At 57.1% G+C, this 13,357-nt stretch carries 9 protein-coding genes; 7 read left to right on the top strand and 2 right to left on the bottom strand.

Annotated elements, in window-relative coordinates:
• Window positions 1-5 precede the first annotated feature (5 nt).
• From CO657_RS25745 to CO657_RS25775, 7 genes are all read left to right on the top strand, one after another.
• Window positions 6-1,439 (top strand): NAD(P)(+) transhydrogenase (Re/Si-specific) subunit beta, encoded by a 1,434-nt coding sequence (locus tag CO657_RS25745; RefSeq protein WP_054185875.1) that lies wholly within the window; start codon window positions 6-8, stop codon window positions 1,437-1,439.
• A gap of 609 nt (window positions 1,440-2,048) precedes the next feature.
• Window positions 2,049-3,077 (top strand): helix-turn-helix transcriptional regulator, encoded by a 1,029-nt coding sequence (locus CO657_RS25750; RefSeq protein WP_082366386.1) that lies wholly within the window; start codon window positions 2,049-2,051, stop codon window positions 3,075-3,077.
• Between the two features lie 401 nt (window positions 3,078-3,478).
• Complete coding sequence (locus tag CO657_RS25755) at window positions 3,479-4,507, top strand: porin (RefSeq protein WP_054185884.1); 1,029 nt, start codon at window positions 3,479-3,481, stop codon at window positions 4,505-4,507.
• Window positions 4,508-5,217: 710 nt separating this feature from the next.
• A complete protein-coding gene (locus CO657_RS25760) occupies window positions 5,218-6,645 on the top strand; it encodes an ISNCY family transposase (RefSeq protein WP_054186386.1) in 1,428 nt (475 codons plus the stop codon).
• 242 nt (window positions 6,646-6,887) lie between these two features.
• On the top strand, window positions 6,888-7,889 hold the full coding sequence (locus CO657_RS25765; protein ID WP_054186320.1) for an IS30 family transposase: 1,002 nt from the start codon (window positions 6,888-6,890) through the stop codon (window positions 7,887-7,889).
• Between the two features lie 126 nt (window positions 7,890-8,015).
• Window positions 8,016-9,389 carry an ISNCY family transposase gene (locus CO657_RS25770; protein ID WP_054186319.1) on the top strand — a complete coding sequence of 458 codons (1,374 nt, stop codon included), beginning with the start codon at window positions 8,016-8,018 and terminating at the stop codon, window positions 9,387-9,389.
• A 319-nt stretch (window positions 9,390-9,708) separates the two neighbouring features.
• Window positions 9,709-11,130: an ISNCY family transposase gene (locus CO657_RS25775; RefSeq protein WP_054186318.1), complete on the top strand. Its 1,422-nt coding sequence runs from the start codon at window positions 9,709-9,711 to the stop codon at window positions 11,128-11,130.
• Between the two features lie 6 nt (window positions 11,131-11,136).
• Here the strand turns inward: CO657_RS25775 and CO657_RS25780 are convergent, their stop codons facing one another.
• Together CO657_RS25780 and CO657_RS25785 are read right to left on the bottom strand one after the other, a co-directional pair.
• Window positions 11,137-11,874 carry a hypothetical protein gene (locus tag CO657_RS25780; protein WP_054186317.1) on the bottom strand — a complete coding sequence of 246 codons (738 nt, stop codon included), beginning with the start codon at window positions 11,872-11,874 and terminating at the stop codon, window positions 11,137-11,139.
• 313 nt (window positions 11,875-12,187) lie between these two features.
• Window positions 12,188-13,162 carry a nucleotidyltransferase and HEPN domain-containing protein gene (locus CO657_RS25785; protein WP_054186316.1) on the bottom strand — a complete coding sequence of 325 codons (975 nt, stop codon included), beginning with the start codon at window positions 13,160-13,162 and terminating at the stop codon, window positions 12,188-12,190.
• Window positions 13,163-13,357: the final 195 nt, after the last annotated feature.

A 13,357-nucleotide genomic window follows, 5' to 3' on the forward strand; every position in this document is an offset into this window, starting at 1 on the left:
TTGTCATGACGATCGGTATCGTTTCCGCCGCCTATATCGCGGCAGCAGTTCTATTCATCTTGTCGCTCGGCGGCCTCTCCGGCCAGGAGAGCGCCAAGCGCGCCGTCTTGTACGGTATATCGGGCATGGCCTTGGCCGTCGTCGCCACTGTGTTCGGGCCCGGCGTCGGCAACTGGTTCATCATCCTTCTGATGGTAGCCGGCGGCGCGGTCTTCGGCCATTATGTTGCAAGCCGCGTACAGATGACCGAGATGCCGCAGCTCGTCGCGGCACTGCATTCCTTCGTTGGGCTGGCCGCCGTCTTCATCGGCTTCAATGCCCATCTCGAGGCATGGCGGGTCGTTGCCATGGACGAGGCGGCGCGATCGACGCTTGATGGGTTCGCCGGCATTCTCGCCCACAAGACGCGGGTCGAGCTCGTGATCATGAAGGTCGAGGTCTTCATCGGCGTCTTCATCGGCGCGGTGACATTCACCGGATCGGTCATTGCCTTCGGCAAGCTTGCCGGAAAGGTAGACGGCAAGGCGAAGAAGTTGCCGGGCGGACACATTCTAAATGCTGCCGCGGCGATCCTCTCGCTCTTCCTTCTCATGATATACATCGACAGCGGAGGCATCTGGACACTGATCCTGATGACGGCGGTCGCGCTCTTCATCGGCTATCATCTGATCATGGGCATCGGCGGCGCCGACATGCCGGTGGTCGTGTCGATGCTGAACAGCTATTCCGGCTGGGCGGCGGCGGCCATCGGCTTCACGCTCGGCAATGATCTGCTGATCGTGGTCGGGGCGCTCGTCGGTTCTTCCGGCGCCATCCTCTCCTACATCATGTGCAAGGCGATGAACCGCTCTTTCGTCTCGGTCATCCTCGGCGGCTTCGGAACGGCTGGCGGGCTGCCAATGGAAATCATCGGCGAGCAGGTGGCGATCGACGCGGAAGGGGTAGCGGTTGCGCTGAACGAGGCCGACAGCATCATCATCGTCCCGGGCTATGGAATGGCCGTTGCGCAAGCCCAGCAGGCCGTCTCCGAACTGACACGCAAACTGCGCTCCTCAGGCAAGAAGGTCCGCTTCGCCATCCATCCCGTCGCCGGCCGCCTGCCGGGCCACATGAACGTGCTGCTGGCCGAAGCCAAGGTGCCCTACGATATCGTGCTGGAAATGGACGAAATCAATGACGACTTCCCGCACACTGACGTCGTCATCGTTATCGGCTCGAATGACATCGTTAATCCTGCCGCCCTCGAAGATCCGAACTCGCCGATCGCAGGCATGCCAGTGCTGGAAGTATGGAAGGCAAAACACGTGTTCGTGTCGAAGAGAGGGCGGGGCACCGGCTATTCGGGCATCGAAAACCCGCTCTTCTACAAGGAGAACACGCGGATGTTCTATGGTGACGCAAAAAAGTCTCTTGCGCAACTGTTGCCTGTCCTACAATAAGTTTGCTCCTCGAGCGTTTGGGTCTGTGAACCACGTCGCCAACATAGTGCCGTCCACGCGAAAAACTGAGGGACGAGAACCGCAGGGGCTCCGCAATCCGCGGAGCCGGCCAGAACGAATGCGATCCAGCAACGGGGACTACGCGGCCATACGGCGACCGCTGAGGACGTGAGTCGAACGAGCGGTGCGTGCCAAACGATACGGTCAATGTCAGGCGGTCCTCCTCATAGTCGGCGAAAATGACTGGGTAGACGCAGTCGTTTCTTCTCCCATCGCTCTTCTGCTTTGTGAGGCGGCAACCGCCAAAGTGTTTACCATTACCTTGCATTCCGCAACAACTATTGACATATTGTCGACAGTCGTAAAAAGCTGTTTCTCTAGAGGAAGACGGAGAGTTTGAAATGTGGTCTCGCCTCTCCGCCCGGCGTGCAATAGTCCGAGCCGCGGAGACCGTGTATGGAGCTGTTGCAGAAAGCAGGGTGGTAGCAAGGCGGACTCCGGAGTTGGGGGAGCCCTCTCGTTTGCCCGAGCGAATTCAAATGCAGTTCGATAGTCTGTCTATCTCAAACAAAAGTCGTGCGTGATTTATAGCCAGGAACTGGAGGCATTATGAGCGCGTTGGGGGACGGCTTTAATACAAATTTGAATAGCTTTGAAGCCGCAACCTATGAGGCTGCCAGCCGTGATTTAAGCTTTGCTGAACCAACTTGGAGGTGGTCGGTAGCGGCAGGGCCTGACAAGGTTTGTTCGTTAAAGTTTCGGCGCCTGCATTTGCCCGCGACGTCAATCACGAGCGTTGAGCATTCAATCAAATTGGAAGGAGTGGCGCGGCGCAATCCATCACGCATAACTATATTTTTTGTCCTCGCTGGGCAAATAGAAGCCAATGACAGACACAAACGGACGAGTCTGCTGATTCCCGCAGGCCATGTTGCCAGTGTGTGCGAGGGTTTGGGGAATCGCGTCGCGATGGATACCAGTACGTCCTGGCTCGCATTCCACGTTCCCCAGTATGCAATGAGGCGCTATTTTGAAGACCTAACTGGCAGACCGTATGTGCAGGAATTCAACTTGCCGCTCATTAGCTTCCGACATGGCGACGCTGAAGGGCTTTATCAAACGCTTCGGCAAGCAGAAGCGGATCTAAACGGTCGCTGTTCACAAGCGCCAGCTTTGGCGAAAGCTTATCAACAGTTGGCACTGGTAAAGCTCTTTACAAAGATGCCGAGCAACTTATGCGAAACGTTAGAACGTGGAACGCCTGGGAAAGCGCCTTGGCAGCTTCTTAAGGCCGAGGCTTTCATGCTTGAGAACCTCGGAAACCCCATTACACTGGATCAACTTGCTGGAATTGCCGGATGTGCCCCGCGCGTCCTGCAACGACTCTTCCGCACCTTTCGCGGCGATTCCCCAATGGGCGTTCTTTGTACCCTGCGGCTGGCCGCGGCTCACAGCACGATAAGATCGCGCAATTTGATCAGCATCGGTGATCTAGCATGTCGCCTTCAGTTTTCAAATCCTGGTAGATTTTCTGTTCTTTATAAAAAAGCTTACGGCTGTAGCCCGTCATCTACATTTCGCTTCGCATCGGATTCTGTCGATGAACGACGGATGCTTTCTCATGAAGAGCAGAGATAAGCCAAATCCGGAACGGTTATCGAAATTATGCCGCCAATCCTCTGAAGAAGAGTAATATCGGGCAGAATTTCCGTATAAATTGTGTTTTTGACGAATACGAAAGCCAAAGCCATGCGCCGGTTTTAAAATCGTAAATACCCATCGCTTTATGTATAGCATACAAAATGCGATATATTTTACGCTTCTATTATGACACACCCGCGCCATCGTTGGATTTATAAACGTTATTTAAGATGAGAAATCTCTCCTTTAAAGCATTTTAGTGATAGCCCTTCTGCGCTGACCGGACAAAGTCCTAGCTTTGACGCAGTGCTGCTAGCTCCCTCCTTTCTTGGCGACCAGCTGCAGCCTCAACTATTCGACAATGGGAGACATTCACTATGAGAACCACATTTGCCGGCATGCTCGTCAGCATCGGCGCTACCATCTCGGCAGCGTCCTATGCGCAAGCTGCTGATGCTATCGTTGCTGCCGAGCCGGAACCGGTTGAATACGTCCGGGTCTGCGACGCCTACGGCACCGGCTACTTCTATATCCCGGGCACCGAAACTTGCCTGAAGATCAACGGCTACGTCCGTTTCCAGGTTGACGTTGCTCCCAACGCCAGCTCCATCGGCGCCGGCGGCGGCGGTTCTGTTCCCAACGACTCCGACTGGGACGCCCGTACGCGCGGCCAGGTTCAGTTCACCGCCAAGAGCGACACCGAGTACGGTCCGCTGACCGGCGTCATCGTCATGCAGTTCAATGCTGACAACGCTTCGGCCCAGAAGGCCCAGCTCGACTCCGCTTACCTCGACATCGCCGGCTTCCGCGCCGGTCTGTTTTACAGCTGGTGGGACGATGGCCTCTCGGGCGAAACCGACGATATCGGCTCGCCGGTCACGCTGCATAACTCCATCCGTTATCAGTACGAAACCGACGCCTTCTACGCCGGCATCAGCGTCGACGAGCTGGAAGACAGCCCGTTCTATGACGGCGAAACCGCCAACAACGTCGGCGTTGCCGTCGGTCTCGGCGGCAAGGCCGGTGCCTTCAGCTACCAGATCACTGCCGGCTACGACACCGACAACGAAGAAGGCGCCGTCCGCGCAATGGGTACGGTTGCTGTCGGTCCGGGCACGCTCGGCCTCGCAGTTGTCTACGCAACGAACCCGAACGCCTACTACAACAAGGCTGAATGGGCGATCGCTGCCGAATACGCCATCAAGGCGACTGACAAGCTGAAGATCACCCCGGCTGTTCAGTACTACGACAACTACGGCGTCACTGCAGGCGAGTTCAACGACGACGTCAGCGCCTGGAAGGCCGGCGTAACGATCGACTACCAGATCGTCGACAACTTCTCGGCAAAGGTTTCGGTTCAGTACCTCGATCCGGACAATGCTGAAGACGTAACCTCGGGCTACTTCCGCCTGCAGCGCGCGTTCTGATGAAAAGGGCTGCCGGCTAAACCGGCAGCCGCAAATTCCTGATCCGACTGACCTCCGATCGGGAAAGAATGGGCCTGGACTTCCCTGCCTGGGCCCATTCCCTTTGACGGGCGGCGACAGGTGTAGAGGTGCCATGCCTTCTACACCGAGAAAGCAGAGGTATCATCTGCTACGAATGATTCCGGCGAGATTCTGTTCACATTGCGGTTATGTGCCGAGCAACCCATCGCGAACCAGCCTGCCTAGTTAGGCAGTAATAAAACAGAAGCCATCTTGAAGCGAAACTCGGCCGCAGCCCTTCCTGCCTCTGCTGTTAGCACCGAACGCCCGTTTTCGCTATAATCCCTTCGTTTTCCGTCTGCCGAAAATTTACCGATTGTGATCGCCTACACAGGCGCCTCGGAAGACTTACAGCGATCCGTGTTGATCTGTTGCAGACATTCGCCGCTGATCCCGTTAAGATTGATCGAGCAATCGCGCGTGGCGAAATTCTGCCGGTGTGGAACCAGCTTCACGTTTAAAGAACAAGCCATCCGAGTTCCATAAATCTGCTTATGCGATATGTTATTGTAGGAGCTATTTAGTAATGCGACAGTTGGGCCAGTTAGAGATGCGACAGTCTCGCCTTTCGACGTGCTGGTCAATGCCAACGTTGGGAGCAAGGATGACGACTTTCAGCCTGGTCGAGACCATGAGCGGTCGGAGTCGTCATGTCCTTTATGATCACCATGTCGCAGAAAGAATTGCATCGCCTCGAAGTTGTTCAGAAGATCCGTGATCGACGCCTGAGCGTCGTCCAGGCGACTGAGGTGCTCGATCTCAGCCGAAGTCAGGTTCATAGGCTGCTGCAGGCTTATGATCGTTCCGGTGAAGCCGGTCTTGTTTCGAAGAAGCGATCACGGCCGAGCAATCGGCGCCACAGCGAGGATTTTCGCAATGCGGCGCTGGATCTGATCCGCGAACGCTATCCGGATTTCGGTCCGACGTTAGCACGCGAGAAACTGATCGAACTGCATCAGATTTCGGTCGCCAAGGAGACGTTACGCCAATGGATGACCGAGGCCGGCATCTGGATCTCGCGACGCGAACGCAAGAAGCGGATTTTTCAGCCGCGCGGCCGGCGGGATTGTCTCGGCGAGCTCGTCCAGATCGACGGTTCGCATCACTGGTGGTTTGAGAACCGCGGTCCCAAATGCGCCCTGCTCGTCTACATCGATGATGCTACCGGCAAGCTCTTGCATCTGCGGTTCGCCGGATCGGAGAACACCTTCGACTACCTGCATGCGACGAAGGCCTATCTGCAGCAATGGGGCAAACCTCTGGCATTCTATAGCGACAAGCACGGTGTCTTCCGCCCGGTCCATGCATCGGAGAAAGACCGGACGAGCGGCCTGACGCAGTTCGGTCGTGCCCTTTATGAGCTCAACATCGATATCATCTGCGCCAACACCCCGCAGGCCAAAGGTCGCGTGGAACGCGCCAATCAGACGCTGCAGGATCGATTGGTCAAGGAACTGCGGCTGCGCGGCATCGACACGATCGAGGCTGCAAACCTCTATGCACCGGCGTTCATTGCGGATTTCAATGCTCGTTTCGGCAAGCCGCCGCGCAATCCGAAGGACATGCATCGGCCGCTGGCCGCACATGAGAACCTCGATGCCGCCATGTGCCGGAAGGAGGTCCGCACGCTGTCGCAGTCCCTGACGCTACGCTACGACAAGGTCCTGTTCATCCTCGATCCGACGGAACAGGCCAAGGCGCTGGCGGGTAAGAAGGTCGTCGTCTGCGACTATCCGGATGGTCGCCTCGAGATCATGCACGAGAGTTTTGCCCTGCCCTACAGAACCTTCGATAAGTTGCGATCGATACATAGACCCGAAGTCGTCGACAACAAGCGTTTGGACGACATGCTTTCGATCGTCGCTGAGCTGCAGGCTGGACGTGAACTGCAGCGCAGTAAGAGCGGCCCGCGCCGCACCGGTCAGACGGATCATATGTTTGGGATACCGGATGGTAGCCAGGGCAACGGTTATCAAAAGCGTGGTCGCAAGCCCGGCCCGCGGACGGACTTCATGAACGATCCGGAAGTCATTGCCAAACGGCAGAAGGCGCTGGCGCGGATGGAGGCTGCCGAATGAATGGTGTCGCCATAGTCTCAAAGCTAAAGCCGAAGGGTGCCTCTCACCCGCCCCCTCCCTACCCTTGCAACCCGGACCAGCCGGTTCGGTCGGGGGCTGATCGCCAGTGCCAGTGTCGCGTTTCTAACTGGCTGACGACGTCGCGCCTCTAATCAGCTTTGACAGTTATTGTAGCCGGGCACATTCTATTTCCAAGTGCGACATGCCAATGATTTCAATGGTTTCACTTTGGAGATTTTGGCATGTCGCGATGCTATTCACACTTGACCCTCGCCGATCGACGGCGCCTGCATCATTGGGTCGAGCGGAAGGTTCCGATCAATGAGATGGCCCGCCAACTCGGTCGCCATCGCTCGACCATCTATCGTGAGATCAAGCGCAATACGTTTCGCGATCGCGAACTACCGGACTACGACGGCTACTACAGCACGGTTGCTGACGACATCCGCAAAGAGCGGCGACGGCGTTTGAGGAAGCTTGTGCGGCACCCGCAATTGCGCGAACTGGTTATCGAGCAGTTGGAGGCGCTTTGGTCACCCGAACAGATCGCCGGCCGCCTACTCGCGGATGGCGTTTGCACCGTGCGTGTCTGCACCGAGACGATCTATCGCTTCATCTACTGCAAGGAAGATTATGCGCTGAAGCTCTATCAGCATCTGCCGGAGGGCCGCCGCAAACGCCGCGCTCGCGGTTCGAGGAAACCCCGCGACGGTGCCTTTCCTGCTGCCTGCAGGATATCGCAACGACCTGATTTCATTGGTGATCGCTCGCAATTCGGCCACTGGGAAGGCGACTTGTTGATCTTCCAACGTGACTTGGGCACCGCCAACGTCACTTCCCTGATCGAGCGCAAAAGCCGCTACACCGTGATGATCAAGAACCAGAGCCGGCACTCGCGGCCGATCATGGACAAGATCATCGAAGCATTCTCTTCCTTGCCGGCGTTCGCACGCCAGAGCTTCACCTTTGATCGCGGCACCGAGTTTGCGGGATTCAGGGCTTTGGAAGATGGTATCGGCGCGCGCAGCTGGTTCTGCGATCCCAGCGCACCGTGGCAGAAAGGCGCAGTGGAAAACACCAACAAGCGCATTCGCCGCTTTATGCCAGGCGAGACGGACCTGACGGCCGTCTCGCAACGCAACCTCATCCAGCTTGCTCGCCATCTCAACGACCAGCCAAGAAAGTGCCTCGATTACAGGACACCGGCCGAAGTGTTCATGGCACATTTGCAAGAAGGACGCTGAACCCCTACCCTAAAAACCGGCATGATGCACTTCGGCTAGATTCTCCACCGCAAAGTTAGAATGTCCTGTTTCTGCAAAGTTGGAATGTCACACTCTCCCCGTTTTTGATGACGGCGGAGATTGCAGATGGGATTGATAGCGATGAGCGAGCGTGATCTGCAGCGGATCGAGGTTTTGTCGAAGGTGATCGACGGCCGGATGACGATGGTGACGGCCGCGCATGTGCTTGACCTGAGCGAGCGCCAGGTGCGTCGGCTGCTGGAGCGGATCCGGACTGACGGCGCAGCATCGATAAGGCACAAGGCGATCGGCCGACCATCGAACAACCGGATCAGCGACGGCGTTCGGGATTATGCGGTGACGCTGGTTCGCGAGCACTATGCGGATTTCGGTCCAACGCTGGCAGCCGAGAAGCTTGCCGAGCGCGATGGATTGCGTGTGTCGCGCGAGACGCTGCGCCGCTGGATGACGGAAGCCGGATTGTGGCTGTCGCGCAAGCAGCGGCGGACGTTTCATCAGCCGCGGCTGCGGCGCGAGGCCTATGGCGAACTGGTGCAGATCGACGGATCCGAGCATCGCTGGTTCGAGGATCGTGGAGATCCGTGTTCGCTCTTGGTGTTCGTCGACGATGCGACGGGCAGGTTGATGCAGTTGCGCTTCGTGCGCTCGGAAAGCGCCTTCAGCTATTTCGACGCGCTGGAGCTTTATCTGAAGCATCACGGCGCACCGATCGCCTTTTACTCCGACAAGCACTCGGTGTTCCGGGTGGCGAAGAAGGATGCCAAGGGTGGCCAGGGCATGACCCAGTTCGGGCGGGCGCTTTCAGAGCTAAATGTCGAGATTCTCTGTGCAAACTCCAGCCAGGCCAAGGGTCGTGTCGAGCGGATGAACCGGACGCTGCAGGATCGGCTGGTCAAGGAATTGCGGCTGGCCGGCATCACCGACATGGAGGCCGGCAATGCGTTCCTGCCTGGCTTCATGGAGCATTACAATGGGCGGTTTGCACTCACCCCTGCCCGGTCCGGTGATCTGCACCGGCCGATGAATCTCGCCCCGGATCGATTAAGGGAGATCCTGTGCAAACGTGAGCAGCGCTATGTCGGGGCGCAGTTGACGTTTTCGTTCGAGCGCAAGCGGATCATGTTGCAGGAGAGCGAGGTGACGCGCGGATTGGCTGGCCGCTATGTCGAGACCTATGCCTATGCCGACGGCCGGCTCGATGTAAGGTGGAAGGGACACTCCCTGCCCTACAAGGTGTTCGACAAGGACCAGCGAGTGACGCATGCGGCGATCACCGAGAACAAGCGGCTCGGCGACGTTCTGGCTTATATCAAAGCGCGCCAGGAGCAGCAGGCAAAGCCTGACGTGAAGACTAACAGCGAGAAGAACGGCTATGTGCGACGGGCTCACGGTCCGGGACGGCGGACGGATTTTATGAACGATCCGGCGGTGATCGAACGCCGTAAAGCAGCGCTGGCAAAGCTTGATGCTGCCGAGTGAGACGTCGATCGCATCGTCTCAAAGCTAAAGCCGAAAGGTGCCCCTCACCCGCCCCGATCTGATCTTGCAACCCGGACCAGCCGCTCAGATCGGGGCTGATCGGCATGCCGGATGCAGACCAAAGTGACATTTCTACTTTGCGCAACCGCGGACATTTCAACCTGACCGCCACAGTTATTGTAGCGGCTATTTAGTAATGCGACAGTTGGGCCAGTTAGAGTTGCACAGTCTCGCCTCTCGACGCACTGGTCAAAGCCAACGTTGGGAGCAAGGATGACGATCTTCAGCCTGGTCGAGACCATGAGCGGTCGGAGTCGTCATGTCCTGTTTGATCACCATGTCGCAGAAAGAGTTGCATCGCCTTGAACTTATCCAGAAGATCCGTGACGAACGCCTGAGCGTTGTCCAAGCAGCCGAACGGCTTGACCTCAGTCGAAGTCAGGTCCATCGGCTGCTGCAGACCTATGACCGGGACGGTCCGGCAGGCCTTGTTTCGAAGAAACGATCGCGTCCAAGCAATCGTCGCCACAGCGAGGCGTTTCGCAATGCGGCGCTGGATCTGATCCGCGAACGCTATCTGGATTTCGGTCCGACGCTGGCGCGCGAGAAGCTGATCGAGCTCCACCGGATCTCTGTGGCCAAGGAGACGTTGCGACAATGGATGACCGAGGCCGGCATCTGGATTTCTCGCCGGGAACGCAAGAAACGGGTTTTCCAGCCGCGCGGCCGGCGTGATTGCTTTGGCGAATTGGTGCAGATAGATGGCTCGCATCACTGGTGGTTCGAGAACCGCGGCCCCAAATGCGCCCTGCTCGTCTATATCGATGACGCGACCGGCAAGCTGTTGCATCTTCGCTTTGCTGGATCGGAGAACACATTCGACTATCTGCACGCGACCAAGGCCTATCTGCAGCAATGGGGCAAACCGCTGGCCTTCTACAGCGACAAGCATGGTGTTTTCCGCTCCACGCATGCGTCGGAGAAGGACAGGACGAGCGGCCTGACGCAATTCGGCCGGGCGCTTTATGAGCTGAACATCGATATCATCTGTGCCAACACCCCGCAGGCCAAGGGCCGGGTGGAACGTGCCAACCAGACATTGCAGGATCGGCTGGTCAAGGAGATGCGGCTTCGCGGCATCGACACGATCGAGGAAGCCAACGCCTATGCGTCTGAGTTCATCATGGATTTCAACGCGCGTTTCGGCAAACAGCCGCGCAATCCGAAGGACATGCACCGGCCGTTGGCCGATCACGAGAACCTCGATGGCGCCATGTGCCGCAAGGAGGTTCGCACGCTGTCGCAGACTTTGACGCTGCGCTACGACAAGGTGCTGTTCATTCTCGATCCGACCGACATTTCCAGGCCCTTGGCCGCCCAAAAGGTAATTGTTTGCGATTATCCGGACGGTCGCCTTGAGATCATGCACGAGAGTTTTGCCCTACCCTACAGAACCTTTGACAAGCTGCGGTCGGTCCATCGGCCGGCAGTCGTCGACAACAAGCGTCTGGACGACATGCTGTCTGTTGTCGCCGAGATGCAGGCTGGACGTGAACTGCAGCGCAGCAAGAGCGGTCCTCGCCGCACAGGTCAGACAGATCATATGTTTGGGATACCGGATGGTAGCCAGGGCAATGGCTATCAGAAGCGTGGCCGCAAACCGAGGACAGATTACATGAACGATCCGGCGGTGATTGCACGGCGGGAGAAAGCGCTATTGAAGCAACCAGCGGTGGAATAACGATCGTCAGTGCACGCCGATGTCGCTTTGCGTATCTGATTCCAGCTGCAGGCAGGCTGCCCAAAGCGGCGTCTTATGGTAGGATCCATCCTGGAAAAGCGTGAGCCCTTCTCTTGCTTCATAGAGCAAGCCGAGCCAGCATAAGCGCCGTAAAACGCCGTATTTTAGGTCGGATTTGAGCTCCCAGGCTTCCAAGGTCATTTCGGTGTCCGATAGGGGCGCAAAGTCTGGCTTGAGGATCTTTACAACATCCAATGGCGTGCAACCTTCTCTGGCCTTGATATTGAGAAGGTTGAGGAACATACGCCACCAACGCAATCGCGCCTGAACGTCCTCTTGCCGATCGGTCACGTGGACATACGAATAGAGATAATCCGTGGCGACGAGATCGAAGAAGGCTTGTGGGTTCATCAGGAACTCGCGGCCACGTCTGGTTGGCAGCAGCACATCCTTTTTCCGGCGAAGCAGCTTCAGATGGCGGGTCATGTCCCGCACGACCCAGAGCGGCGGCATGTCGCTTTCGTTCAGCACTTTGTTCATGCTGTAGAGGTCTTCGGCTGTGAAGTCGGGCCAGAGGAAGTTCACAGCGGCCCAATGCACGAATTTGCGGTTCATGGCGCCGGTCGCTGTCAATCCTATGCCACCCTCACCGTCAGCATAGGCAACGGACAGGAGCATACCGCGAAGAAGAGGTGACAGCGCGGCGATATCGACGTCACCTTGCAGTTTGATCTCCGGAAGCATCGTGCGGCATCGTCCCTATCCGCCCCATGCGGTGTAAGGGAGTATCAGCCGGTGACGGAACAATTGCCACTGAGAAAGCTAAAGCCGAAGGGGTGCTCCTTCACCCGCCCCCGCTCCGCCCTTTCAACCCGGACCAGCCGCTCAGATCGGGGCTGATCGGCATGCCGGATGCAGACCAAAGTGACATTTCTACTTTGCGCAACCGCGGACATTTCAACCTGACCGCCACAGTTATACCCTTACATCTCCGGCAATACGAATAGGTTCGGCTTCTCTAAGTAATCGGCCCGCGTGATCGCGTCAAAAAAGTGACCTATTTCTCAGCTCGGGGAACGATCACGCTCGATCCCAGCATCTTCACATGCTCGGAGCACACCATTTGTACTAGCTCAAGCAGCAGGGTGGTTCGTTCGCCAAGCCAGCCGAGGGCTTCTTCGCTGATTTCGAAATGCTTGGAATACCGCGCTTTGACGTAGGCCTCGTTCAGTGTGTTGAACCAGGCACGCTCGCGATGCTGGTCGCGAGGAAACGCCGCGGCAAGACGACGGTCCTGCTCTTCTGCAAGCGAGCGTAGGAACTTAACGTTGTGAGAAGGTGGACCGTAATTGGTGAGCGTCAGCAGAACGCAGGAATAGGCCTGTTCGAGTGACTGATGAAGACTGAAGGCCGCCCAATTTATCCATGCGTCGCCCGTCCTTTCTGATCGGCTGACTTGAAACTTGGCCGTTTCGAGGATGGCCATTGCCTCATGAAGCCTCTGCTCAAAATGCTCCTTCGCCACACGCAGTCGGTCTTCCGACGAGAGGGACTGCGGCTCCGCAAGCGGCTCATCATCGAGTTCGTATAGAACAATGCCTTCCTTGCGGATATCTGAGAAGAAGTATTGCCCCTCCTTGAGGTAGGTGTTCACCTCGCGCCTGGAATGGACGATGAAGCTCACCGGTGTTTCGATCGACTTGTCGTGGATCAGCCGGTCGGCGGCCTTGTACCAATATTCAGCGAACTCGCAGAGCTTGCGGTTATTGACGATGATTAGGAGATCGAAGTCCGACCGATAACCCTTCATGGTGAACGGTTCGTCGACCCATCCGCCCTTGGCGTAGGAGCCGAACAGGATGATCTTCAGGATGCGCCCGCGCTTCTTGAACTCCGCCGTGCCATCCTTCACGGCATCCTCGAATTCCTCATGCAGGATTTCCAGAACGCGGCCGATCTCGCGCTGTTTGCGAAGCGGGATATGATCGAGAGACGACTTCATGATACCATCGATAGGCGAAAGATTTGGCATCGTCCACCCGCAGTTTTTCAAGGGCATTTTATGCGAGTACCCCTTGGGCGCCTCTCGCAGGCAACCTATGACCTTTGACTGCGGCGGCGTTTGGCTAGGACTTGAAGCGAGTATCCTGATCCACCGATCAATAATACGAGGCCGCCCATTGGAACGAGCGCGTCATACAGCCTTATCGTCGTCGTCTAATCCACC

It is taken from the genome of Rhizobium acidisoli, assembly GCF_002531755.2.
GTDB lineage: Bacteria > Pseudomonadota > Alphaproteobacteria > Rhizobiales > Rhizobiaceae > Rhizobium > Rhizobium acidisoli.